21 protein-coding genes are annotated in these 25,149 nt (G+C 62.8%); 9 read left to right on the top strand and 12 right to left on the bottom strand.

The window, feature by feature from the left end; translation table 11 throughout:
- Positions 1 to 46 precede the first annotated feature (46 nt).
- A complete protein-coding gene (locus tag ACE3OV_RS09295) occupies positions 47 to 1,828 on the top strand; it encodes a PQQ-dependent methanol/ethanol family dehydrogenase (RefSeq protein WP_374326736.1) in 1,782 nt (593 codons plus the stop codon).
- Between the two features lie 92 nt (positions 1,829 to 1,920).
- On the opposite strand, the gene ACE3OV_RS09290 is transcribed toward ACE3OV_RS09295, so the two are convergent.
- The 3 genes from ACE3OV_RS09290 to ACE3OV_RS09280 all read right to left on the bottom strand — a co-directional run bounded on the left by ACE3OV_RS09290 (position 1,921) and on the right by ACE3OV_RS09280 (position 4,942).
- Positions 1,921 to 2,400 carry a c-type cytochrome gene (locus tag ACE3OV_RS09290; protein WP_374326735.1) on the bottom strand — a complete coding sequence of 160 codons (480 nt, stop codon included), beginning with the start codon at positions 2,398 to 2,400 and terminating at the stop codon, positions 1,921 to 1,923.
- A gap of 5 nt (positions 2,401 to 2,405) precedes the next feature.
- On the bottom strand, positions 2,406 to 2,981 hold the full coding sequence (locus tag ACE3OV_RS09285) for a pentapeptide repeat-containing protein (protein ID WP_374326733.1): 576 nt from the start codon (positions 2,979 to 2,981) through the stop codon (positions 2,406 to 2,408).
- An 83-nt stretch (positions 2,982 to 3,064) separates the two neighbouring features.
- On the bottom strand, positions 3,065 to 4,942 hold the full coding sequence (locus ACE3OV_RS09280; RefSeq protein ID WP_374326732.1) for a methanol/ethanol family PQQ-dependent dehydrogenase: 1,878 nt from the start codon (positions 4,940 to 4,942) through the stop codon (positions 3,065 to 3,067).
- A 205-nt stretch (positions 4,943 to 5,147) separates the two neighbouring features.
- On the opposite strand from ACE3OV_RS09280, the gene ACE3OV_RS09275 reads away from it, so the two are divergent.
- The 4 genes from ACE3OV_RS09275 (at position 5,148) to ACE3OV_RS09260 (ending at position 9,432) form a co-directional block, all read left to right on the top strand.
- On the top strand, positions 5,148 to 6,449 hold the full coding sequence (locus tag ACE3OV_RS09275) for a sensor histidine kinase (protein ID WP_374326731.1): 1,302 nt from the start codon (positions 5,148 to 5,150) through the stop codon (positions 6,447 to 6,449).
- A complete protein-coding gene (locus ACE3OV_RS09270; RefSeq protein ID WP_374326730.1) occupies positions 6,427 to 7,074 on the top strand; it encodes a response regulator in 648 nt (215 codons plus the stop codon). Before ACE3OV_RS09275 ends, ACE3OV_RS09270 begins: the two co-directional genes overlap by 23 nt.
- Before the next feature lie 32 nt (positions 7,075 to 7,106).
- Positions 7,107 to 7,961: a cache domain-containing protein gene (locus tag ACE3OV_RS09265; protein ID WP_374326729.1), complete on the top strand. Its 855-nt coding sequence runs from the start codon at positions 7,107 to 7,109 to the stop codon at positions 7,959 to 7,961.
- A gap of 334 nt (positions 7,962 to 8,295) precedes the next feature.
- Entirely contained in the window at positions 8,296 to 9,432 is a 1,137-nt protein-coding gene (locus ACE3OV_RS09260) for a porin (RefSeq protein ID WP_374326728.1), read from the top strand.
- Positions 9,433 to 10,350: 918 nt separating this feature from the next.
- Here the strand turns inward: ACE3OV_RS09260 and ACE3OV_RS09255 are convergent.
- The 6 genes from ACE3OV_RS09255 to ACE3OV_RS09230 all read right to left on the bottom strand — a co-directional run bounded on the left by ACE3OV_RS09255 (position 10,351) and on the right by ACE3OV_RS09230 (position 18,767).
- Positions 10,351 to 11,199, bottom strand: coding sequence for a hypothetical protein (locus ACE3OV_RS09255; protein WP_374326727.1), 849 nt, complete (start codon positions 11,197 to 11,199; stop codon positions 10,351 to 10,353).
- 97 nt (positions 11,200 to 11,296) lie between these two features.
- A complete protein-coding gene (locus tag ACE3OV_RS09250) occupies positions 11,297 to 12,136 on the bottom strand; it encodes a hypothetical protein (protein WP_374326726.1) in 840 nt (279 codons plus the stop codon).
- A 98-nt stretch (positions 12,137 to 12,234) separates the two neighbouring features.
- On the bottom strand, positions 12,235 to 13,092 hold the full coding sequence (locus ACE3OV_RS09245) for a hypothetical protein (protein ID WP_374326725.1): 858 nt from the start codon (positions 13,090 to 13,092) through the stop codon (positions 12,235 to 12,237).
- 98 nt (positions 13,093 to 13,190) lie between these two features.
- Positions 13,191 to 14,039, bottom strand: coding sequence for a hypothetical protein (locus ACE3OV_RS09240; protein WP_374326724.1), 849 nt, complete (start codon positions 14,037 to 14,039; stop codon positions 13,191 to 13,193).
- Positions 14,003 to 15,820, bottom strand: a complete 1,818-nt coding sequence (locus tag ACE3OV_RS09235) for a DUF3274 domain-containing protein (protein WP_374326723.1) — start codon at positions 15,818 to 15,820, stop codon at positions 14,003 to 14,005. Before ACE3OV_RS09235 ends, ACE3OV_RS09240 begins: the two co-directional genes overlap by 37 nt.
- A complete protein-coding gene (locus ACE3OV_RS09230) occupies positions 15,771 to 18,767 on the bottom strand; it encodes a type VI secretion system Vgr family protein (RefSeq protein ID WP_374326721.1) in 2,997 nt (998 codons plus the stop codon). The genes ACE3OV_RS09235 and ACE3OV_RS09230 overlap by 50 nt, the downstream gene beginning before the upstream one ends.
- A gap of 328 nt (positions 18,768 to 19,095) precedes the next feature.
- Between ACE3OV_RS09230 and ACE3OV_RS09225 the strand changes: the two genes are divergently transcribed.
- Together ACE3OV_RS09225 and ACE3OV_RS09220 are read left to right on the top strand one after the other, a co-directional pair.
- Positions 19,096 to 20,616, top strand: coding sequence for an aldehyde dehydrogenase family protein (locus ACE3OV_RS09225; RefSeq protein ID WP_374326719.1), 1,521 nt, complete (start codon positions 19,096 to 19,098; stop codon positions 20,614 to 20,616).
- 82 nt (positions 20,617 to 20,698) lie between these two features.
- Positions 20,699 to 21,025 carry a c-type cytochrome gene (locus ACE3OV_RS09220; RefSeq protein WP_374326718.1) on the top strand — a complete coding sequence of 109 codons (327 nt, stop codon included), beginning with the start codon at positions 20,699 to 20,701 and terminating at the stop codon, positions 21,023 to 21,025.
- 3 nt (positions 21,026 to 21,028) lie between these two features.
- Here the strand turns inward: ACE3OV_RS09220 and ACE3OV_RS09215 are convergent, their stop codons facing one another.
- Positions 21,029 to 22,174, bottom strand: coding sequence for a PQQ-dependent sugar dehydrogenase (locus tag ACE3OV_RS09215; protein WP_374326717.1), 1,146 nt, complete (start codon positions 22,172 to 22,174; stop codon positions 21,029 to 21,031).
- Positions 22,175 to 22,403: 229 nt separating this feature from the next.
- Here ACE3OV_RS09215 and ACE3OV_RS09210 point away from each other — a divergent pair, with 229 nt between their 5' ends.
- Both ACE3OV_RS09210 and ACE3OV_RS09205 read left to right on the top strand, forming a co-directional pair.
- A complete protein-coding gene (locus ACE3OV_RS09210; RefSeq protein ID WP_374326716.1) occupies positions 22,404 to 22,637 on the top strand; it encodes an AbrB/MazE/SpoVT family DNA-binding domain-containing protein in 234 nt (77 codons plus the stop codon).
- A complete protein-coding gene (locus tag ACE3OV_RS09205) occupies positions 22,634 to 23,032 on the top strand; it encodes a PIN domain-containing protein (RefSeq protein WP_374326715.1) in 399 nt (132 codons plus the stop codon). Before ACE3OV_RS09210 ends, ACE3OV_RS09205 begins: the two co-directional genes overlap by 4 nt.
- 647 nt (positions 23,033 to 23,679) lie before the next feature.
- On the opposite strand, the gene ACE3OV_RS09200 is transcribed toward ACE3OV_RS09205, so the two are convergent.
- On the bottom strand, positions 23,680 to 24,213 hold the full coding sequence (locus ACE3OV_RS09200; RefSeq protein WP_374326713.1) for a cytochrome b: 534 nt from the start codon (positions 24,211 to 24,213) through the stop codon (positions 23,680 to 23,682).
- Positions 24,210 to 25,142, bottom strand: coding sequence for a beta-propeller fold lactonase family protein (locus tag ACE3OV_RS09195; RefSeq protein WP_374326712.1), 933 nt, complete (start codon positions 25,140 to 25,142; stop codon positions 24,210 to 24,212). Before ACE3OV_RS09195 ends, ACE3OV_RS09200 begins: the two co-directional genes overlap by 4 nt.
- Positions 25,143 to 25,149 lie beyond the last annotated feature (7 nt).

The raw sequence follows: 25,149 nt of genomic DNA, 5'->3' as shown, positions 1-25,149 counted from the left end.
GATCCACGGCGGCGACGGAATCAACGCACAAACAAGGAGACGTTCCATGCACAGTCACAAACTTCCCCGGCAGCTGTTCGGGCTCGCCCTCGCGGCGGCGCTCGCCATCGCCGGCAGCCCGGCCAGCGCCACGGTCAGCGATGCCGACATCGTCAACGACGCGAAAACCGTCGGCGACGTCGTCAGCTTCGGCCTCGGCACCCAGGGCCAGCGCTACAGCCCGATGACGCAGATCAACACCAAGTCGGTCAAGAACCTGGTTCCCGCCTGGTCGATGTCCTTCGGCGGCGAGAAGCAACGCGGCCAGGAATCGCAACCGGTGATCCACAACGGCCGGATGTTCGTCACCGCTTCCTACAGCCGCCTGTTCGCCTTCGACGCGAAGACCGGCAAGAAGCTGTGGAAGTACGAGCACCGCCTGCCCGACGGCATCATGCCCTGCTGCGACGTGATCAACCGCGGTGCCGCACTGTTCGGCGACCTGGTCATCTTCGCGACGCTCGACGCCCAGCTGGTGGCCATGAACCAGGAAACCGGCAAGGTCGTCTGGAAGCAGAAGGTCGCCGACTACGCAGCCGGCTACTCGGCCACGGCCGCCCCGATCATCGCCAAGGGCAAGCTGATCACCGGCGTTTCCGGTGGCGAATTCGGCGCCGTCGGCCGCATCGACGCGCGTGACCCGCTGACCGGCAAGCTGCTGTGGACGCGCCCGACCGTCGAAGGCCACATGGGTTACATCTACGACAAGGACGGCAAGGAAATCGAAAACGGCATCTCCGGCACCCTCAACGCCAGCTGGACCGGCGACCTGTGGAAGACCGGCGGCGCTGCCACCTGGAACGGCGCCACCTACGATCCGGAAACCAACCTGATCTTCGCCGGCACCGGCAACCCGGCCCCGTGGAACAGCCACCTGCGCCCGGGCGACAACCTGTTCTCGTCGTCCACCGTCGCCATCGAACCCGAGACCGGCAAGATCGTCTGGCACTACCAGAACACCCCGCACGACGGCTGGGACTTCGACGGCGTCAACGAGTTCGTCTCCTTCGACTACAAGGACCCGAAGACCGGCAAGCTGATCAAGGCTGGCGGCAAGGCCGACCGTAACGGCTTCTTCTTCGTCAATGACCGGACCAACGGCAAGCTGCTGAACGCCTTCCCCTTCGTCAAGAAGATCACCTGGGCGAGCAGCATCAACCTGGAAACCGGCCGGCCGAACTACATCGAAGAAGGTCGTCCGGGTGACCCGGCGGCTGGTGTCGATGGCAAGAAGGGCAAGGTCGTCTTCTCGGCGCCGTCCTTCCTCGGCGGCAAGAACCAGCAGCAGATGGCTTACAGCCCGCAGACCGGCCTCTTCTACGTGCCGGCCAACGAGTGGTCGATGGACATCTGGAACGAACCGGTCTCCTACAAGAAGGGTGCCGCCTACCTCGGCGCCGGCTTCACCATCAAGGCCATCCACGACGACTACATCGGCGTCATGCGCGCCGTCGACCCGGCCACCGGCAAGATCGTCTGGGAGAACAAGAACTACGCCCCGCTTTGGGGTGGTGCGCTGGCCACCGCCGGCGGTCTGGTCTTCTATGGCACGCCTGAGGGTTACCTGAAGGGCGTCGATGCGAAGACGGGCAAGGAAATCTGGTCCTTCCAGGTCGGCACCGGCATCGTCGCACCGCCGGTCACCTGGGAACAGGATGGCGAGCAGATGATCGCCGTCACCACCGGCTGGGGCGGCGCCGTGCCGCTGTGGGGTGGCGATGTCGCCAAGCGCGTGAACTTCCTCGAACAGGGCGGTTCCGTGTGGGTGTTCAAGCTGCACAAGGGCTGAACGCCACCATCCTGACCGGGCACAAGGCCCGGCAACAGCGGCGCCCCGGCTTCGGCCCGGGCGCCGTTTTTCTTGCGCGGCCGAGCAGCGCCTCACTGGCGGGCTCCGCGCGCCTGCGCCTGCGCTTCGATGAAGACCTGGATCGCCCACGCCAGCTCCTGCTTGAGCACACCGTCCCAGGGCGGCATGTGGGTGACGCCGACGATGATCTTGCCCTGGCGCACGCTCTTGGCGAAGTAGGCGTCCTTGTCCGCCTGGCAGCGGGCCTGCAGTTCGGCACTGACAATGCGCCGGCAGGCCCGGTTGAGGTTGCGCAGATCCGGCGCCGGTGCGGCATTGGTGGCGGCATCGGCACCATGGCAACGCGCGCAGGACTGGTTGTAGGCGCTGCGGCCGACATCGTAGGCGGCGGGCAGGCCGCGGTAGGGATTGTTCTCGCGCCAGTCCGTGCCCAGCGCGGGCAAGGCCGAATCGTCGACCACCGGCGGCTGGGCGATTTCGCCGGCCGGCGCGGCACCGGCGAAAAACAGGGTGCAGGCGCTGAATAAAAGAAATTGCAGACGTTTCCTCATGCTCATCACCAGTCGGTCGGGCAGCCGGTGCAGCCCGTGAAATCGGCATCCTGGAATACCGTGAAGCGGCGGAGGCTGCCGCTGAGATCGGCGCCGCGCAGGTTGACGGTGAACAACTTGGCCTCCTCCAGATCGGCATCGACCAGGCGGGCGCGCTCGAACCAGGCGAAGTTGGCCTTGGCCGCTTCCAGGGTGGCGCCGGTCAGGTCGGCATCGGTGAAATCGGCCCGGAACAGGCGGGCATGCTCAAGGTCCGCGCCGACCAGGCGGGCGCCGCGAAAACTGGCGGTCGGCGCTGCCACCTTGCCCAGGCGGGCGCCGGTCAGGTCGGCTCCGTCAAAGTTGGCCCCGGCCAGCATGGCGCCGCGCAGGTCGACCCGGGCCATCTTCGCACCCCGGAAATCGGCCCCGGCCAGATTCCTGCCGGACAGGTCGGCATGGCGCAGGTCGCCGCCCGGGCAGCGGGTGTGCGACCAGATCGGACAGCCGTTGATCACCGGCGGGTCCTCCCCTTCCTCGGCCGCCGTGGCACCGCTCACACCGGCCATGGACAACATGGCAACGAACAGATATCGCAACATGGTCTGCTTTCCATTGCGTTGGCAACCCTGGCCGGCTTTCACCGGCCAGGGGATGAATGCAGGCGGCCGCTGGCCGCCCGCGATCAGCGCTGGGCCTGGGTCAGCGCCTTCGGCAGCTTGAACACCCACATCGAGCCGCCCTGCGTCACCTGCTTGGTCAGGTCGGCCATGTCGCCGCCCCACAGCGGCACGGCGCCGCCGTAGCCGGACTGGATGCCGAGGTATTGCTCGCCGTCCATTTCCCAGGTGATCGGCACCGAAACGACGCCGGAACCGGTCTGGAACTTCCACAGTTCCTTGCCGTTACGCTTGTCGAAGGCCTTGACGTAGCCGTCCGAGGTGCCGGTGAACAACAGGCCGCCAGCAGTGGTCAGGGTGCCGGCCCAGAGCGGGAACTTCTCCTTGTGCTCCCAGGCGATCTTGCCGGTCTTCGGATCGATGGCGCGCAGGATGCCGACGTGGTCGTCGAACAGGCGCTTGATGCGGAAGCCCTGGCCGAGGTAGGCGGAGCCGGCCTTGTAGGTCAGCTTCTCAGTCCAGTAGTCCATCGCCCAGTGGTTGGCCGGGATGTAGAACAGCTCGGTCTGCGGGCTGTAGCTCATCGGCATCCAGTTGGTGCCGCCCAGGAAAGGCGGCGAGACGTAGACCGTATCGCCCTTCTCGGCGCCGTCCTTGACCTTGGGCGGACGGTTGTCCTTTTCGATCGGCTTGCCGGTCTTCAGGTCGAAGCCGGAAGCCCAGGTGATGCCGTCAACGAAGGGCCAGGCGCCGATCAGCGAGGTCGGCTTGTTCGGGTAGCCGGCGCCGTTGGTCAGCTTCTCGCGGTCGGTGACGAAGAAGAAGCCGTTGCGGTCGGCGTGCGCCGAGGCCTTGACCTGCTTGCCGGTCTTCGGGTCCTTGTATTCGAAGAGGACCACCGAGTTGTTGCCGGAGAAGTCCCAGGCGTCGTTCGGGGTGTGCTGGAAGAAGCCCTTGAGATCGCCGGTGCTGGCGTCGACGTAGGCCTGGCCGGAGGTGAACAGGCTGTCCCAGTTGCGCGGGTCGTCGCCTTCCTTGGTGCGGTGCCAGGTGTTCCACGGCGCCGGGTTGCCGCTGCCGATCACCACCATGTTCTTGTCCACGTCGTAGCTGGCCGTCTGCCACGGCGCGCCGCCGCCCTGGTGCCAGGCTTCGACCAGTTTGCCGTCCTTGTCGCGCGGCCAGGACGGGGCGTTCTTGTCGCCGGTCGGCGTGCTTTCCTTGCCGTTCAGGCGGCCCATGTGGCCTTCGACCATCGGCCGCGCCCAGACTTCCTCGCCGGTTTCCGGATCGCGCGCGAACAGCCAGCCGACGACGCCGAACTCGTCGCCCGACGAGCCATGCACCAGCAGCACCTTGCCGCTCTTCTGGTCCTTGACCACGAAGGGGGCGCCGGTCATCGTGTAGCCGACCTTGTGGTCGCCGAACTTCTTGCGCCAGACGACCTTGCCGGTGTCCTTGTTGAGGGCGACGATGGCGGCGTCGAGGGTACCGAAATAGATCTTGTCGCCGTAGATGGCGGCGCCGCGGTTGATCACGTCGCAGCAGGGGCGGATGTCGTCGGGCAGGCGCGCCTCGTATTCCCACAGGCGCTTACCGCTGCGGGCGTCGATGGCGAAGATGCGCGAGTACGAGGCGGTGACGTAGATCACGCCATCATGGACCAGCGCCTGCGCTTCCTGGCCGCGCTGCTTTTCGCCGCCGAAGGAGAAGCTCCACGCCGGCACCAGGTGCTCGACGTTCTTCGTGTTGACCTTGGTCAGCGGGCTGAAGCGCTGCGCCTTCAGGCCGAGGCCGTAGGACAGCACGTCCTGGGTGCTCTTGTCGTCGTTGAGGATGTCTTCCCAGCTCACCTTGCTGCCGGCCATCGCCGGGGCGCAAAGGGTGGCGGCGACAAGCGCGGCGATGAGGGTCGGACGGGGATTGAACCGGGTTGTTGCCATCTTTATTGTCTCCTGAAAGGTGTCGTCTGCTTCCCGATGGATCGGGGGCGGCCTGTCCATTCCGACAGGCGAGCCGAGTATAGGAAGCGTTTTTGCCCCCCGTCCCGGGAGAAGCTCCCTGGCAAACCGGGAAAAATTCCCGAGCCGCAACGCGCTCGGTACGAAACCTGCTCCGCCTCACCCATGACAATAAAAAGGGGGCGCAATGGATCTCAGACGACGACTGGTGGGCTATCTCGGCGCCCTGCTCGGCGGCCTGCTGGTGGTGGCCGTCGCCATCCACCTGCAATCGCTGCGCGGCGATCTCGACGCTGAAGTCGCCGCCTCGACCCACCTGGTCGACATCCTGGTCGCCGCCAGCCAGCCGGGCACCACGGCCGAGCAAGTGCAGGCGCTGCTGCGCGATGCGCCGCTGCGCCACATCAGCATCGAGGCGACGGCGCAGCCGCCAGCCGAACGCAGCTGGCTGGCCGCCCTGCTCGCCCCCGAAGCGGCGCGACCGACGCCGCGCACGGTACACATCGGCGGGCAGACGCTGTACATCGCCGCCAACCCGGATTCGGAAATCGACGAGCGGCTGGACGACACTGTTCGACTTTGCATCACCCTGTTGCTCTATTCTGGAGCAACCCTGCTCGTCGCCTGGTGGGCGGCACACCGCGCGCTGAGCCCGGTACGCGAACTGGAGGCCGGTCTGCAGCGGCTGGCGCGCGGCGAGGAAACGGCGCGCCTGCCGGCCTTCGCGCTGCGTGAATTCAGCCGCGTCGCCGGTGCCATCGACGTTCTTGCCGCCGCCCTGGGCAGCGCCCGTGCCGCCCAGCGCCAGCTCGCCCGCCAGTTGATCGAGGTCCAGGAAGCCGAGCGCAAGACCCTGGCAAGGGAATTGCACGATGAGATGGGGCAGACGCTGACCGCCATCGGCATCACCACCGCTTACCTGGAGCGCCACGCCGGCCAGTTGAGCGGCGAACAGCTGGCCGAATGCGCCCGCGAACTGCGCCGCGACGTGCGCACCAGCGGCCTGCAGCTACGCGCCATGCTCGGCCAGTTGCGCCCGCACGGGCTGGAAGCCGGCGGTCTGGCCGGCGCCTTGCGCGAGCTGGTCGGCAACTGGCAGCAACGGGGGACGGGAATCGAGTTCCGGCTCGACCTGACCGGCGCCCTGCCGGAACTCGACGAGGCGGCCAGCCTGGCGCTGTACCGCGTCGTGCAGGAAGCACTGACCAATGTCGTGCGCCACAGCGGCGCCCGCCATTGCCGGGTTGGCGTCGCGCGCCAGGCAGCCGTCCTGCGGGTGAGCATCGAGGACGACGGCCGCGGCCTGCCGACCGAGCGCCCGGCGCACCAGGGCGGCCTGCTCGGCATGGTCGAGCGACTGGACATGGTCGGCGGCAGCCTGCAGGTGGCGGGAGCGCCGGGGCGTGGTTTGCAGTTGCAGGTCAGCCTGCCGCTGAAAGAGGAAGAGACGAAGGAGGAAGAACAAGATGATCCGCATCATTCTGGTTGACGACCACGCCGTGGTCAGGAACGGCTACCGCCGCCTGCTCGACGCCGAGCCCGGCTTGCAGGTGGTCGGCGAAGCGGCCAGCGCCGACGAGGCGAACGCGCTGGCGCTGCGCACCGTCGCCGACGTCGCCCTGGTCGACCTCAGCCTGCGCGGCAGCAGCGGCATCGAAGCGATCCGCGGCATGCTCGCCCGCCAGCCGGCGCTCAAGGTGCTCGTCCTGTCCATGCACGAAGGCGCCGGCCACGTCACCCAGGCGCTGCGCAGCGGCGCCCACGGTTACCTGACCAAGTACAGCGAACCGGCCGAGGTGATCGACGGCATCCGCCGCATCGCCGCCGGCAAGCGCGTCTTCTCCCCGGAAATCGCCCAGGTCCTGGCCGCCGAGGCGATTGACGGCGACGGCGCGCTGGCCCACCTGACACCGCGCGAATTCGAAGTGCTGCGCATGCTGGTGCACGGCGAATCGGCCAGCGGCATCGCCAGTTCGATGCACCTGAGCCCGAAGACGGTCCTCAACTACCTCACCTTGATCCGCCAGAAGCTCGACGCCGACAACGATTTCAAACTGCTCCACCTGGCCGCCCGCCATGGCCTGGTGGATATCCATCACGCGCTCGGCGCCTGAATCCATAACCATCACCACACCCGGAGACCACAATGAAGTCATCATCACTCGCCCGCTGCCTGGGCGCCCTGCTGCTCGCTGCCGCCTCGACCCTGGCCGCAGCCGCCGACCACGCGACGCCGCGCGAAGCGCGCGCCCTGTTCAACGAGGCCGTCGCCTACCTCAAGGCCAACGGCCCGGAAAAGGCCTGGGCCGCCTTCAGCGATCCGAAAGGGCAGTTCGTCAAGAAAGACCTCTATGTCTACGTGATCGACCGCCAGGGCACCTACGTCGCCAACGGCGCCGCGCCGGACAGCCTGATCGGCCTCAAGGTCCTCGATAGCGTGGACGCCGCCGGCCTGCCGCTGTTCCGCGAGATGATCGCGGTCACCGAAAAGCAGCCGGAAGCGCGCATCGGTTACGTCTGGCTCAACCGCAAGAGCAACCGCGTCGAACCCAAGTTCGCCTGGCTGCACCGCCAGGGCGACTACATTCTCGGCGTCGGCTACTACGCCGTCCGCGCCGGTGCCGACGACGCGCGCAAGCTGCTCGACGCGGCCAGCGCCGAAATCCGCCAGCGCGGCCTGGCCGCCGCCCTGGGCAGCTTCAACGACCCCAAGGGCCGCTTCGTCCATGACGACCTCTACGTCTTCGCCGTCAACCTGGGCAGCGGCAAGTTCGAAGCCCACGGCATGAACCCGAAATGGACCGGCACCGACGCCAGCGACCTGCACGACGTCGAAGGCAAGCCGCTGATCCGCGAGATGCTCGACCTGGCCAAAGCCAAGGGCGAAGGCACGGTCGACTACGTCTGGCGCAACCCGGTCACCAACGCCGTCGAAAAGAAGCGCACCTTCATCCGCCGCGAAGGCGACAGCCTGATCGGCGTCGGCTTCTACCGCGAGTAAGGCCCCCGCGCTCACGAACAGCCGGCCCGCGTGGCCGGTTTTTTTTCGTCTGGCGTCGCCGGAAACGAGCTGTTCCGTTGCGCTCCATCCTTGAACAACTGTCCGGAAAATGAGCGACCAGCGCCGCCGCCCGGCTCACCAGCGGGCTGACAAAACTTGCAGAAACGCTGCCCAGGCAAGGGTTTCCGCAGAATCGCCCAGAGCCGGCACCGGCTGGCACGCGCTTCGCACTAAAGGCCGCGCCTCACCATCGCCTGGCGATGGCAACGGGGGAATGTCGGCGGGTCGGGAGCCTGCACGGCACACATCAATGCAAATCACCTGGAGACAATCCATGACCAAAAAAATCATCGCGCTGGCCATCGCGGCCGCCGCTTCGGCGGGCGCCCTGGCCCAGAGCAATGTCACCATCTACGGCAACGTCGATATGGGCTGGATGTACCGCAGCGGCGACAACGGCGCGGTCGTCCCGAGCAAGTCGCAACGCGCGGTACAAAGCGCCGGCTCGCTGAGCCACATCGGCTTCAAGGGGACGGAAGACCTCGGCAACGGCATCAAGGCCCTGTTCGACCTGCAGTACCGGATCAGCCCCGACATCGGCGCCGGCATGAACCAGGCCGGACATCAGTTCATCGGCGTCACCGGCGGCTTCGGCACGGTCGTCGCCGGCTACCTCGACGGCCTGCGCTACGGCATCTACGGCAAGTACAACCCGTTCGGCAACTACTCGGTCGGCAACTTCGCCTCGCTGACCACCCAGTACGACCGCGCGTCCAACGCGCTGGCCTACGTCTCGCCGGCCTTCAATGGCTTCACCCTGATCCTGGCGACGGCGACCAACACCCAGGGCGACGAAGGCAGCCTGAACGGCGTCCATACCGTCGGCGGCGTCGCCAACGGCGGCAACAACGGCGACGACCGCCTGTTCTCCGCCAACCTGATCTACGCCAACGGCCCGCTCAGCGTCGATCTCGACTACGAGACCACGAAAGCCGTCGGCTACTCCAACAGCCGCCTCTACGTGCTGACCGGCGGCGCCTCCTATGACTTCGGCCCGATCAAGGTCTCCGGCGTCTACGACGTCATCAAGGGCGACCCCAACTCGCTGATCGGCGGCAACATCGACCTCGACGCCGCGACGCCCGGCAACCAGAACCTGGGCGGCCTCGCCGCCGGCCAGGAATACGACCGCCGCAACTGGTTCATCGGTGCCGAAATGCCCTTCGGCAAGCTGAAGGCGCTGGCCAGCTACGGCCAGGTCAAGGACCGCACGCTGAACGACGCCAACGCCCGCAAATGGGCGATCGGCGCCCGCTATTCGCTGTCCAAGCGGACCGAACTGTACGCCGACTACGCGCAGATCCGGAACGACGACAACGCCGGTTTCACCATCAACCCGATGGGCAACTCGCTCGGCCTCAGCGGCGTCGGCGTCAAGGGCTTCGCCATGGGGATGAAGCACAGCTTCTGACCCCGCCCCGACGCGCCGCAGCAACGGCGCGTCGGGCCTGGTTTTCTTGCGTGAGGTGCTTCTGCATCTTTTCGGGGCGTCCTGCCGGGCGCCCCTTTTTTTTGGTTAGCACTGGATTCACCGAGGGCAAACCGCAGCGAAGTGGGCGGCGACGGAGAGAATCGCGGTTAGCAAAGAGTCATCACTTCGCGCCTAGTTCTCAGGGAATATCGAGCGCACACGACCACGCGTTCTCTTGGCCTCTTGGCGAAACACCGCTACCTGCACAGCATGGTCTCTGATCGCCTGGAGATCGAGATCGAAGACTTCGGCCGACTCGTCACCCTCTCCCCGGCCCTGACCGGAAGCGTAAGACAAGGCGACGTATGGCCGCCCCAGCACTGACACACACGACCACGCAACGGCGAAAACCGCGGGAGCCCCCTTGGCTGGAGATGCGTGAGGCAGCGATATGCGCGTGACGCCATTGGACAAGGTCTGCCCGGGTTGGCAATCGTTGAGCGCCATGGGCTCGGCGGCTGCTCTGCAGCGGGATGCCAGGATCAGCGTCCGACCTCCGCACTTGAAAGTTGTTTGCCAAATATCCAGCGGCTCGGCAGCCATGGCTGGAATGGCGCCAATGGCCGAAAGCGCCAAGGTAAGAATGCGTTTGTGGGTCATAGGAGGGGAGGGAACCGGGGGAAGTGAAGCGCGGCTCGGGACGCAGGCCAGTGAAGACGTTGTCCTAGCCGCGCTGTCGGGCGAATTCGAGGAGTTCGTTGGGAGCAAGTTCAGTGGCGACAGTTGGGTGATTGGCAGCAGCGGCCGGCGGTATTCCATAGCGCTACGCTCGTTTTCCGCTCCTTCTGCAATTCACTTGTCCTGTCAGCTTGAGAACCCGACGAGTACACATCGCGCATTTCGTTCAGGCCTATCGATTTATTCTTCCTCTTCCTCAACAACGGGATTCAGCGACGGGTCACAGGTAAACTCCTCCTGTCTGGAGGGCGTTTTTATATTGGGAATCGAAGCAAGATCGTGCATGTCGTATTTACCGGGCTCCATAGGTGGAAAAGGCGGCTTTCGAACGCGATTTTCTTCGCATGACTCAACCCAATCAATATGCTCTTTAATTCCTAATTTTAAACCTTCACCAGGCCAGCAACGCTCATCGCCTGTTGCCGTTCCCTCTGGGGACTGATCTTTTGTGCCATTTAGGCGATAGCGGTAGAAAAATTTTTTATGTTTAGGAATTACATAAATATAACCATCTTTTGTGACGCGAATTTCTGTGTCTATAACAGATTGCTTTTCCGACGCCATCTCGGCAGCATACATTGAATATCTTTCTGACGAAAAAGCATCCCAGGTTGAGCCACCATCATTCGAAAAATTTATCCACACGTTGCAGTTTCTGTCTCCGCAACCAAACGAAGGGACAGCAAAACGTTCTTCACCCGGCTCAATCCTGAAAATACCCGGCCAAAATCCTTTGCCGCCGTTTTTGATACGACTGATCACGACATGCATATTCTTCCGGTCATCATGCCATTTCATGATTCCGCCAACTCCGCAGTCACGATAATTTTCCAGGGTGATGTAGCGGTGCTCGTCGATCCGGTAGATGACTTGTTGGGGGCTATTGTATGTGGGGCGCTGATGCACCGGCATGGCGCCTGTGCCGGTGCTGATAGAGGCAACGGAAGCACAACCGGCAATTAAGGTCACGAAACCACCGAGAAATAATTTGCTCATACCAGCGTTGTATCTTCGTTCTGGGTGTTTCATGGCGTTACGTTCGGCTCGCTGTTTCGGCAATCCACGCTCCACGTTATCTGGTGAGCCAAACCATTAAATATCACGCATTTCGTTCAGGCCTATCGATTTATTCTTCTTCAACAACAGGATTCAGCGACGGGTCACAGGCGAATCGTTCTTGCCCGGAAGGGGTTTTGACGAGTGGAATCGACGAAAAATTATATTCATCGTATCTATCCGGCTCGAGCGGAGGAAATGGTGGTTTCTTTCTTCGAGATTCTTCACAAGCTTTTGTGAGAGCCAAATGCTCAGAAGTACTCATATTAGGAGGACGTATTAATTCGCAACGCTCGCCGCTACCAAAACCCCACGGTTTTCCATTTTCAAAACCATCAAAACGCCTTCTGATATAGTAATCCAAATGCATCGGTACAATATAAACATACCCATCCTTTGTAACACGCACATCGGTATCAACCACTTTTTTTCTTTCTTTTTTATCCTCAAAAGAATTGCTTGAGTACGTCATACCACGAAAGGCATCCCATGTTTTGCCGCCATCGTTGGTGAAAACAATACTCAAATAACACCATTTTTCACCGCACCAAAAATTCGGAATGGCAAATTTCATTTCGCCGGGCTCGATACTGAAACGCCCTGGCCAGAAGCCTTTTCCCTCATTCTTATAGCGCCCCATTTCCACTTCTAAGTTCTTGCGCTGGTCATGCCACTTCATGATTCCGCCAACCCTGCAGTCACGATAATTTTCCAGGGTGATGTAGCGGTGGTCATCGATCCGGTAGATGACTTGTTGGGGGCTGTTGTAAGTGGGACGTTGATGAACCGGCATGGCGCCTGTGCCGGTGCTGATTGAGGCAACGGAAGCGCAACCGGAAATTAAGGTCACGAAACCACCGAGAAGTAATTTGCTCATACCAGCACCGTATCCTTGCTCTGGTTGTTCCATGCTGTTACGGCCGCTTTCCATTGTTTCTGAAACTCACTTACCCTGTCAGTTTGCAAAATGACGATCACATGTAACGCATTTCGTCCAGGCCTATCGATTTATTCTTCCTCCTCCTCAACAACGGGATTCAGCGACGGGTCACAGGTAAACTCCTCCTGTCTGGAGGGCGTTTTTATATTGGGAATCGAAGCAAGATCGTGCATGTCGTATTTACCGGGCTCCATAGGTGGAAAAGGCGGCTTTCGAACGCGATTTTCTTCGCATGACTCAACCCAATCAATATGCTCTTTTATTCCTAATTTTAAACCCTCACCAGGCCAGCAACGCTCATCGCCTGTTGCCGTTCCATCTGGGGACTGATCTTTTGTTCCATTTAGGCGATAGCGGTAGAAAAATTTTTTATGCTTAGGAATTACATAAATATAGCCATCTTTCGTAACGCGAATTTCTGTCGCCTCTATGTCTGACCTGGTATAGGAGTTTCTATTCGGTGCGTAATATGAATGGGAAAAGCTTTCCGAAGAAAAAGCATCCAAAGTAAGACCGCCATCATTCGAAAAATTGATCCACACGTGACAGTTTTTGTCTCCGCAACCGAAAGTTGCAATTGCAATACGTTCATCCCCCGGATCTATTTTGAATTTCCCTTGCCATATGCCAGATCCCCAGGTCGGATATTTTTCTATCACGGCATGCAGGTTCTTCCTGTCATCATTCCACTTCATGATTCCGCCAACCCGGCAGTCACGATAATTTTCCAGGGTGATGTAGCGGTCGTCTTCGATCCGGTAGATGACTTGTTGGGGGCTATTGTATGTGGGGCGCTGATGCACCGGCATGGCGCCTGTGCCGGTGCTAATCGAGGCAACGGAAGCACAACCGGCAATTAAGGTCACGAAACCACCGAGAAGCAATTTGCTCATACCAGAATCATATCCTTGTTCTGGTTGTTCCATGATGTTACGGCCGCTTCCCATTGTTTCTGAAATTCACTTGCCCTGTCAGTTTGCAGCCTGACGATTACAACTCACGCATTTCGTCCAGGCCTATCAATTTATTCTTCCTCAACAACGGGATTCAGCGACGGGTCACAGGTGAATCGATCCTGTCTGGAGGGGGTTTTAACATCAGGAATGGAAGACAAATCATACTTGTCGTATTTTCCTGGTTCCAAAGGTGGGAAAGGCGGCTTTCGAACGCGATTTCCTTCGCACGACTCAACCCAATCAATATGCTCTTTAATTCCCAGTTTCAAACTATCGTCAGGCCAGCAACGTTCGTCACCGCTGATGCCTTCCAGGCGCTGATTTTTGCTCCCATCCAGATGTTTCCGGTAGTAAAAGGTCTTGTGAGATGGAATGACATATATATAGCCGTCCTTCGTAACACGAACTTCCGTGGCCTCGATGTCTGACCTAGTATAGGAGTTTCTATTCGGTGAGTAATATGAATGAGAAAAGCTTTCCGAAGAAAAAGCATCCCAAGTAAGGCCACCATCATTCGAGAAATTGATCCACACGTGACAGTTTTTGTCTCCGCAACCGAAAGTTGCAATTGCAATGCGTTCATCTCCCGGATCTATTTTGAATTTTCCTTGCCATATACCAGATCCCCAGGTCGGATATTTTTCTATCACGGCATGCAGGTTCTTCCTGTCATCATTCCACTTCATGATTCCGCCAACCCGGCAGTCACGATAATTTTCCAGGGTAATATAACGGTAGTCGTCGATCCGGTAGATGACTTGTTGCGGGCTGTTGTAAGTGGGGCGCTGATGAACCGGCATGACGCCTGTGCCGGTGCTGATCGAGGCAACGGAAGCACAACCGGCAATTAAGGTCACGAAACCACCAAGAAGCAATTTGCTCATACCAGCACCGTATCCCTGTTCTGGGTTTTCCATAGCGCAGCAGTCTGCTCCTGTTGCTTTCGTAAATCACCGTAGGTTTCTATGTCAATCAGGGCTGGCATGGGAGGAATGTTCAACTTGCCGGTCGAAAAGTAAGCGTCGGATAAGCGCCAGTCCGCCAGAAGGTTGAGTTCGTTCCAGAATGCCTTGTCCTGATGGCTCTGGCAAAAGCCGATCGGCACGTCGTAGGCGACAACTCGGCTGAGAAATTGCTGATGTTTGGGCAAGGTGCTGTGGTCGGTCGGTTCGGGAATATAGTTACCGATCCGTTGCTCCAGTTCTTCCTGAGTTTCCAGTCGATAGCGCGGCATGTTGTCGTAAGGAGTTTCATCTTCCTTGACCCATTCCTCCCGGTCATAAATATCCCGATAGAACGGATAATCATCGTGACGTTTCCATTCTTTCTCCTGGTGAGACTGTGTATCGAACCCGAGCATTTCCTCGGCGGCAATAGGTTCTGGTACAGCTTCGGCATTGATGCTGACTTGCTGGTTCTGATCGGGTGTCGTCCATATGTCAGTGCGGATCACTCCCTTGGTTTTTTTCATCAAGTTCCAGAATGGACCGGGGTTTCCATTCAGATCACGCGGCCAGAGATAGGCTTTGCCGGGTTCCCCGCCACAGGCCGTGGTGCGAGCCAGGATGCGCTGATAAAGCGTTCCGGGAAACTTGTTCAGTACGCTGTCGGGCAAGCCTTGCCAGCCCATGCTTTGCAGTGCGGTACTCCCCATTACCCGATCGTGCGGATTGAAATAGACGTAAATGCGTCCGGTGTTGTCGCGCTCACCTGCCTGCTTCGGCGTCCAGGCTTGCCTTTCCTTCGTGAGACCGACCCGCAACTGCGCAACCAACTCATCCGATAACGGCCGGTAGCCTTTCATGAAATGCTTGACGATATTTTCGAAGGTATTCCGGCGCGCCTTCTCGGTCGGGGCATCGTTACCCTGAGCAAGACTGTCGGTCACCTTGGACTCCAGCGCATAGGGACCATTCATCAAGATGACGCCGTCCGCCTGGTTTTCCGGCTCCAGCAAGGCCATTGCGCCAAGCACGATCTGCGTACCCTGGCTGTGCCCCATCAAGGTAATGGTATCCGCCGGGTACTTGCCACGAACCCTGCGCACGAGATCGGCCAAGCGGCCGGCAGCATGTGCGTAATAGTTGCGTGGCGGAGCGTCCTGCAGTTGTCGATCGACCTCGGGATTCATGCTTTGCACGTTGATCGGCAGGAAAGCGACCCAAATTCGCCGACTGAATCCGCGCTCCGACCACAGGAGCGGCAGGTTGTTGCAACCGTTCTGGAAGGGGCCGCCGCCCCAGTACATAGGGGGCGTTGGTTTGTAGTCTTTCCCCCACGCAGATTTACGCCACTTGTCACGTAGCGGGACTCTCCATTCCTTCTCCTGGCCATCAGGCGAGCGATAGCCCCAGAAGAAGTGGATGATCGGCGAGGTTTCGCTGCTGCCCAGTTGAGGTCGCGCAGTGTCTTTGTCGAACGCCCTCGGCTGCAAATCCTCCCTGCCTAGCCGCTTGTTCAATCCGTCCAGCAAATGCTTTTCCGCATCGGCATACCACTCTCCTTCACTATTCACGCCATGCACGAAGATGATGATGCCGGGCATCTCAAGACCGGCACCAACTTCCTTGCGATTGAGATAACTGGTCGGGCTGGCATGGGAAATACCCATGGGGGATGGAGTTTTGCTGTTGGCAGCTACCATAGATTCAAACCTTCGGAATAACGGGTCTTTCCAGGGGAACAGGGTCTGGGTCAATTCTCAGTTGCTCGAGAGCAGAAGCACTGACAACCTGAGTCGCTCCGTTTGCATCAGTCTTGCCACGAATCACCTGTCCGCCTTCGGTTGTGATGCGATAGCCAAAATTGGGGATCGGCTTGCCAGTGAGTGCGTCGGTGACGATGAAGCCCTCATCGTAATCAGTACTCGGAAACTGCTTGAACTCGTGCCGCAAGCTGGTCGGCCCACTGAACGATTTCTTGCTCGCATGCACCGTAATCGTCCCCGGGCACTGCACGGTGATGCCGCCGTCGATGGTGATGCTGGCGCCGCCTTTCACCGCCAGGTGAATCTTCTTCGCCGCCGCGAAGTCGACGTGGGCGTTGGCGGAGACGATTCTCAGGTCCTGCTTGGCCTGGAACTTCATTTCGTCGCTCTGCGCCTGCAGGTCGATGTCGTCTTTGGCGGCGATCAGTTTGATGCCGCTGTTGCCTTCGCCCGGGCGGATGGCGCCGGCTACCAGGCCGATGGCCTGGCCGGTGTGAATTCTGGCCTTGCCGGCGATGGCGAGGTTGCTGTCTTCGCCGCTCTCGAAGGTGGTGGTTTCGTCGTTGGCGTATTGCAGGTTCTGGCCGGCGATGTGGGCGAAGTTGGCGCGGGCGGCTTGCAGGATCGCCGGGTCGGTCGGGTGCGGGCGTTTGTCGGTGTCGGCCGTCGTGGTCTTGGCCTGGGCGTCGGCACTGGCCTGGCTTTCGTCCTTGGCGTCGACCATGCCGCTGGCGACGGTGTGCAGGGCCTTGATCGGTGCGGCTTGGTCGTCGATGGCGCTTTGTCCGGCGCTGGTGCTGCCGATGGCGCTGGACAGTTCGACGGTGCGGTGGGTCTTCGCCGCCTGGCTGAGCGTGCGGGCCAGGGTGTCGGCTTGTCTGAGCAGGGCCATGCCGGGGGCGAAGTCGCCGGCCGGGGTGCCGGGGACGGCGAGCGGCCAGGTGCTCATCAGCACGCCGCGCCCGCCGCGTAGGGCGCCCCAGGCGTCGGTGCGGAGTTCGACGCCGGTGCCGCGGAAGCTGCCGCGGTAGTTGTCGGCCTGGTGGATGAGGTGGCCGAGGTTGAGTTCGCTGCTGTGCTGGGTGCTCTTTAGCTGGATGCGTTGCTGGCGGTCGCTGTCGTCCATGACCAGTTGATTGAAGCCCTGGCCACCGAATTCCTTGCTCTTGAAGCCGCCGAGTGCGGCCGGGTGGCGGTGGCTGTTACTGGCGCCGCCGTGCCAGGCGGGACTGTTGCCGCCGGCGAGGTTGCCCTGGCCGGCCGGGCGGTGGTCGGTGGCGGGGTCGAAGACGCTGGTATCGCTTTCGCCCGGCCTGCCACCCGGGGTGGCGGGGATGCCGCCGGCGCCCTTGCCGTTGTAGAGGGCGCCGAGGACGTAGGGGCGGTCCATGTCGCCGTTGAGGAAGTCGATCAGCACTTCCTGGCCGATCCGTGGCAGCCATTGCCAGCCCATGCCGGGGCCGGCCTGGCGTTGCAGGACGCGCATCCAGCAGCTGTCGCGGTCGTCCGGCCGTTCGGCTTGTTGCCAGGGGAAGCGGATCTTGATCCGGCCGTAGCGGTCGCACCAGATTTCTTCGACGCCGTTCGGGCGCTGCTCGCCGTTGGGGCCGACGACGATGGCGGTCATCGGCCCGGGGGCGGTGGGGCGCGGGTTGAGGCGCAGGCCGGTGTCGTCGCTGAGCGCCGGCCGCCAGGGGAGGTCGGCGTGCAGGCCGGTGAAGCTGTTGCCGTAGCCGCGTTCGCGGGCGAGTTCGAGGAGTTCGGCGGGCACCTTGCTCGGCGCGGCGATCGGTTCGACGGCGTCACCGCCGGAGAGCGGGTCGTCCTGGCCGAGGTTCTGCGGGAGGCGCAGGCGTTCGGCGAGGCGGGCCATGGCGGCGGCGGTCAGGTTGTTGATGCCGGCGTGGTTCACCTCGCAGACCAGGTAGCGGTGATCGCCGGCCCTTGGCAGGTCGCCGATGGCGATCCAGGTGCCGGCGCTGAGGCTGCGCACGCTGCCGCGGCCGAGCCAGGTCAGGTAGCGGGCTTCGCGCGCTTCCATCGCCAGCCGTCCGTAGCGTTCGGCTTCGGCCAGGCTGGCGAAGGCGTAGGGACCGGCGTCGTCGTAGTTCTCGAGAAGCGGCGCATGCGGCCCGCCGACCGGCTGTGCGGTCGGCACGCTGGCGGCGATGGCGCGCTTGGCCTTGTAGTCGTGCGAGAGCAGCGTGGTTTTGGCGGCGAGCAGGCGGCGGTGTTCGCCGAAGGCGAGGATGGCGTCCTGGGCTTCCTGCGAATCGCTGCGGTGGTAACGCAGGCCGCTGGCGGAGACCGGGTCCTGCGGCAGCAGGCGGCTGTCGGCGAAGATCGTCAGGCGGTGGCCGCCGGGGGCGGCGTCGTCGGCTTCGATGCGCCAGCCCAGGCCTTCTTCGGCGAGCAGGCGGGAGACGAACTGGTAGTCGGATTCGTTGTACTGCACGCAGTAGCTGCGCGGCCGGGTGTCGGCGAGGAAGCCGGCGACTTCGTCGCCCCATTGCCAGGCGGCGATGTCGGCGTAGTCGGCGAACACGGTGTCGACGATGTCGACCACGGTGCGTTCCTGGAAGACCCGGTGATGGCGACCGCGCGAGGTGAGCCAGAGCCAGGGGATGACGATCAGCCGGTAGCGGCCGAAACCGCCGTCGGCGTCGAGCGTCGCCGCCCAGCGCACGTAGCCGTGGCGCTTGAAGGTGCTGCCGTCGGCCAGCCGGACTTCCAGCGCCAGCGCCTTGCCGAGGAAACGCGACTGGCCGAGCCGGGCGTCCGGTGACACCAAGTCGATGACGTACTCGAAACCACCGGACAGGCTCTCTCGCCCCCACCAGCATTCGACTTCCAGTTGCGGCATCCCTTCGTCCCGCCAGGACAGCGCATACAGGCGCGTGTCGCTCGAGAACAGGTTGCGCACGAGGTCGATGGACATGGCGGTGGCAGCGAAATGGGAAGCCGGAAGGATAGCGAAGACAACGTCATGTGACAACGGAATTGTTGTTGCAAGCCTGCTACCCAAGCGTGCCCGGCCACTGCTCCACATTTGAACAGCCGTTGATCAATGGAGCAGCCCGGCCCTCGACAGACACCTGAACAAAGCGCACAAGCCATTGATTAACAAACGCTTTGCAAAACCAGGAACGGGCTGGCACGCGGCGTGCGAATGATAGGTCACGAGTCACGGCGCAGCCTCGCTCCCGAAGCTACGCCGGATTTCCAAAGACTTGTCCGCAACCCATTTCGAGAACACTGGAGACAAAATGATCTACGCAGCCCCCGGCGCCGCTGGCGCAAAAATCGCCTACAAGGCCAAGTACGACAACTTCATCAACGGCCAGTGGACCGCGCCGGTCAAGGGCCAGTACTTCGACGTGGTGACCCCGGTCAACGGCAAGGTCTACACGCAAGCCGCCCGCTCCACCGCCGAGGACATCGATCTGGCGCTCGACGCGGCGCATGCGGCCTTCCCGAAGTGGGGCAAGACCGACGCAGCGACCCGTTCGAACATCCTGCTCAAGATCGCCGACCGCCTCGAAGCCAACCTCGAACTGCTCGCCTACGCCGAGACCGTCGACAACGGCAAGCCGATCCGCGAAACGCTGGCCGCCGACATCCCGCTCGCCGTCGACCACTTCCGTTACTTCGCCGGCTGCCTGCGCTCGCAGGAAGGTGGTATCTCGGAAATCGACGAGAACACCATGGCTTACCACATCCACGAACCGCTCGGCGTCGTCGGCCAGATCATCCCGTGGAACTTCCCCATCCTGATGGCCGCCTGGAAGCTCGCTCCGGCGCTTGGCGCCGGTAACTGCGTGGTGCTGAAGCCGGCCGAATCGACCCCGATCTCGATCCTGATCCTGGTCGATCTGATCGCCGACCTGCTGCCGCCGGGCGTGCTCAACATCGTCAATGGCCTCGGTCGCGAAGCCGGCATGCCGCTGGCGACCAGCAAGCGGATCGCCAAGATCGCCTTCACCGGTTCCACCGCCACCGGCCGCGTGATCGCCCAGGCCGCCGCCAACAACCTGATCCCGGCCACGCTGGAACTGGGCGGCAAGTCGCCCAACATCTTCTTCGCCGACGTGATGGACAAGGACGACGGCTTCCTCGACAAGGCGATTGAAGGTCTGGTGCTGTTCGCCTTCAACCAGGGCGAAGTGTGTACCTGCCCGAGCCGTGCGCTGATCCAGGAATCGATCTACGAGAAGTTCATGGAGCGCTGCCTGCAGCGCGTTGCCGCGATCAAGCAGGGCAGCCCGCTCGACACCGAGACGATGATGGGTGCGCAGGCCTCGCAGATCCAGATGGACAAGATCGAGTCCTACCTCAAGCTGGGCAAGGAAGAAGGCGCCGAAGTGCTGATCGGTGGCGAACGCGCCCACCTCGGCGGCGACATTGAAGGCGGTTACTACATCCAGCCGACGCTGTTCAAAGGCCACAACAAGATGCGCATCTTCCAGGAAGAAATCTTCGGGCCGGTGCTCGCGGTGACCACCTTCAAAGACGAAGCGGAAGCCCTGGCGATCGCCAACGACACGCTCTACGGCCTTGGCGCCGGCGTCTGGAGCCGCAACGGCAACGTCGCCTACCGCATGGGCCGCGCCATCCAGGCCGGCCGCGTGTGGACCAACTGCTACCACGCCTACCCGGCCCACGCCGCCTTCGGCGGCTACAAGGAATCGGGTATCGGTCGCGAAACGCACAAGGTCATGCTCGACCACTACCAGCAGACCAAGAACCTGCTGGTCAGCTACGCCGAACAGAAGCTCGGCTTTTTCTGAGCGAATCTCCTCCACTGTCCCTTTGCGGGGAAGTTTCGGGGGCGGGCGACCGCCCCCTTTTTTTCGAATAACCGGAGTTTTCATGAAATCCGTCTTCCGTGCCGCCGGCCTCTGCCTCGCCGCCAGCCTGCTCGCCCCTGCCCTCTCCGCCCACGCCAGCGAAGCCATCGTCAAGAAGGCGCGCTGCGTCGCCTGCCACGCCGTCGACGCCAAGCGCGTCGGCCCCGCCTACAAGGACGTTGCCGCCAAATACCGGGGCGACGCCAAGGCGCCCGCCGCCCTCTTCGACAAGGTCCGCCACGGCGGTTCCGGCAACTGGGGCACGGTACCGATGCTGCCCCACCCCGCCGACAAGATCAGCGACGACGACCTCAGGCAGGCGATCGCCTGGGTGCTCTCGCTGGAGTGAGCCTCACGGCCGGGCGGCCGGCTCCAGCCGCAGCAGCCGCCCGTCCGCCGCGTCGGTCAGCAGGTAAAGAAAGCCGTCCGGCCCTTGCCGGACATCGCGGATGCGGCCGACCTGGCCGACCAGCAGGCGCTCCTCGCCGATCACCCGCTCGCCGTCCAGTGCCAGCCGCAGCAAGGCCTGCGCCTTCAGCGCGCCAACGAAGAGATTGCCCTGCCAGCCGGGAAACCGCCCGCCCGTGTAAAACGCCATGCCGGACGGCGCAATCGACGGCGTCCATTGGTACAGCGGCTGCTCCATGCCCGGCTGATGCGTGCCGACGCCGATCTTCGTCCCCAGCCCGTAATTGACCCCGTAGGTGATCACCGGCCAGCCGTAATTGCGGCCGGGCCGGATCACGTTGATCTCGTCGCCACCCTGCGGCCCGTGCTCGTGCGTCCATAAAGCGCCGCTCTGCGGATGCAGCGCCGCCCCCTGCATGCTGCGGTGACCGGTGCTGTAGGCCTCCGGCCGGGCGCCGGCAACGCCGCGCCAGGGATTGTCGGCCGGCACCCGACCGTCGTCGTGCAGGCGGACCAGCTTGCCGGCCAGATCGCCGGGCGCCTGCGCCCGCTCCATCTCGCCGCGGTCGCCCTGGGTGATGTAGAGCATGCCGTCGCCGCCGAACACCAGGCGCGAACCGAAATGCACGCGGCCGAGCGACTTCGGCTGCTGACGATAGATCACCTGCAGATCGACCAGCCGGCTGCCGCTGGCGTCGCCCACCAGCCGCCCGCGCGCCACCTCCGTTCCCGCACCGCCCTCGCCGCCCCCGGCGTAGGACAGATAGACCCAGCCGTTGCTGGCAAACTGGGGATGCAGCACGACATCGAGCAAGCCGCCCTGACCGCGCGCCACCACCGCCGGCACCCCGCCCACCGGCCGCGGATCGAGCCGCCCGTCGGCAGCAATCAGCCGCAAGCGCCCCGGCCGCTCGCTGACCAGAAAACGCCCATCGGGCAGGAAAGCGACCGACCACGGATGCTCCAGCCCCCGCGTCAGCTCGACCACCCGGAAAGCCGCCTTCTCGCTGCGCTGCAGCTCGGCCGCAACACCAACCGATGACAGCGCCACCACGAGCAGCCACGAAAGGAACACGAAACGCCAGGCCATGCCGTTCTCCAGGACAGCCCACGCGGGGCGGGAAAAGTGTAGACCTGAGCGATGACGGGAAATTCCGGTGAGTGACGTCATCTCCCGGACGCCACGAGCATCAGGTGATTGCCGCTGATCAGCCAAAGCAACGGCTTTCCAGCGCTGCATTGGCAAAGACAAATTGCCTGCAGCTATCGCGAGTGCTAGGATTCCTTTCGATTGTACAAACGCAAAAATGGTAAGGAACATGCTCGCAACGATGACATCCAAGGGGCAGATCACGATCCCGAAGCCGGCGCGTGATGCGCTGCAGTTGCACCCCGGCGACCGGGTCGAGTTCGTTTTCGGCGACGACGGACGTTTGTTCCTGCTCTCGGCAACCCGGCCCGTTGCCAGCCTGAAAGGCATGCTGCCCAAACCGGCCCAGCCCGTTTCGCTCGAAGAGATGGACGCGGCCATTACCGCTTCCGGTCGTTCATGATCGGGCTCGACACCAATGTGCTGGTGCGCTACCTGACCCAGGACGACCCGGCGCAATCGGCACAAGCCAATGCCTTGATCGAGCAGCAGCTTTCCGCTGCCGAGCCAGGCATCATCGGCCACATTGTCCTGTGCGAAGTGGGCTGGGTTCTGTCACGGGCCTACGGCTACACCCGCGAGCAGGTTGCCGATGCCCTGGCCGCCCTGTTGACCTGCCGCGAGTTGCAGATCGAAGCACCCGATCTCGGCATTCTCGCCTTGCAGGACTATCGGCAGGGTACGGCCGATTTTTCCGATTACCTCCTGGGTCGTGCGCATCAGCGCCTGGGGGCCAGATATACCGCCACGTTCGACCGGAAGGCGGCCAAGGCGCCGCAGTTCACCCTGCTGGCGTGATAAGTAATCGAGGTCCGTCCCCGTTATCTCGAAGAACAGATTCGACTGCGGCTTTGGCATTTGAAACGCCGGGTTCCGCGCCGGACGCGCGGGCGTACTTTTTCTTGTGTGGCCAAGAAAAAGTAGCCAAAAAGAAGGCCACCCCCAGGTCGGCGCCGGGCTGCGCCCGGTCCCTTGCGCTACTCGGCGCGCCGGGCGGCTGCGGAACTCGGCCCTGCGGGCCTCAGACAGTCCTCGCCGACTTCCCCCGGCACGCCTGCGTTGCTCAGCGCCTCTCAGGGGGGCCCCGAGAACCAGCGGTATGTGATGGTTTGTGGTTGAAAGAGCGTTGTTCTTTCAGCAGCGATCGGTTTACCGGGCCCCTTGGGAGGCGCCGAGCAACGCAGGGCCTGGCGGAAAAAGGGCGAGCACTGTCTGAGGGGCGCAGCCCCGAGTTGCGCAGCCCCCGCCAGGACCGAGTAGCGCAGGGTACCCGCGCAGCGGGCGCCGACCTAGGGTCGCCTTCTTCTTTGGCTACTTTCTTCTTGGCGAAACAAGAAGAAAGTACGCCCGCGCGTCAGGCGCGGAACACAGCGGCTCTGCAGCCAAAGCCGCCCGCCTGAAAGGCATTCTGCCCAAGTCCACCTGCTCCATTTCTCAACACCTGTTCATTTCCGCAACAGCGCACCGGGCAACATGCGTTGCAGTGTGCCGTCGCGCAGCAGCAGGTGTTTCAGCGTGCCGGCGAGGTGCAGAAGGATCAGCGCGGCGCCGCTCCACACCAGAAGCACGTGCAGTTGCTTGAAAACGGCGTTGAGTCCTTCGTCAGCGGCGAACAGGCGGGGCAGTTCGTAGCCGAAGAACTTGACCGGATAAGGCATGAACGCCGAGGCCAGGTAGCCGGCAAGCGGGGCGAGGACAAGGAAGACGTAAAGTGCCAGGTGGGTGGCGCCAGCCACCTTGGCCAGCGGCCCCTGCAGCGGCGAGGCCGGCGGCGGGTGGAAGCGGCGCCAGCCGAGGCGTAGCGCCACCAGGAGCAGCGCGAGCAGGCCGAGCGATTTGTGCAGGCCGTAAGCGGCGCTGCGCTCGACGCCCTTGGGTAGATCGGTCATCGTCCAGCCGAGCCAGAGCAGCCAGACGATGAGGATCGCCTGCGCCCAGTGCAGCAGGATCGCCGGCAGCGTGTAGCGGGCGGCGCTCATCGGATGCTGACGCCCCACGGCAGTTCGCCGACGGCGATGTCGCCGGTTTTCTCGAAGCGGCCGGTATCGATCACCGAAACGCTGTTCGAGCGCCCGTTGGCAACGTAGAGCTTGCCGCCGTCCGGGGTGATGGCCATGTTCCAGGGGCGCTTGCCGACGGCGACAGTGCCGGTCACCGTGTTGCTGGCGACGTCGATCGCCATCACCGAGCCATCGCGGCCGTTGGAGATGTAGACGCGCTTGCCGTCGGGATGGATGGCGACGCCGTTCGGATACTTGCCGGCCGGAATTTCGGCCAGCACCTTGTGACTGGCGACGTCGATGGCGTAGACCTTGTCGGCCAGCTCGCAGGCAACGTAGGCGCGACTGCCGTCGGGCAGGAAACCGATGCCGCGCGGCCGCAGGCCGACCGGGATGCTGCCGACCTGGCGACGGGCGGCGACATCGATCACATCGACCTGTTCGGCGTCCTCGGCGCTGACGTAGAGCCAGCGGCTGTCAGGGCTGAACACGGCGTGCTCGGGGTTCTTGCCCAGCACCTTGATGCGCGCCAGTTCCTTCGCCGCCGGGGCGCTGAGCAGCGCGACCACGTTGTCGTCCTCGACGGCCACCGCCAGCAGCTTGCCGTCCGCCGACAGGCTGACGCCTTCCGGCGAGTCGCCGACCTTGACCCGGCGTTCCAGCTTGCCGGCGGCGCTGTCGACGATCAGCAGGCTGTTGCTCTTGCCGTCGGTCAGGTAGAGGCGGCCAGTGCCGCCGGCGATGCCGCGCGGCCGTTCGCCGACGGGAAACTGGCGCACGACGGTGTCGCTGGCGGTGTCGATGACGCTGACGCTGGCGCTCTTCTCGTTCGGCACGTAGGCAAAGGGCTCGGCGCTGGCACCGGTGGCAGCGAACAGGGCAAGGAGAAAACAGGAGGTGGCGCGCATGATGACC

Source organism: Azonexus sp. (assembly GCF_041909095.1).
Classification (GTDB): domain Bacteria; phylum Pseudomonadota; class Gammaproteobacteria; order Burkholderiales; family Rhodocyclaceae; genus Azonexus.
Note: the sequence above shows the minus strand (reverse complement) of the source record. Positions and strands in the feature narration are given on the sequence as shown.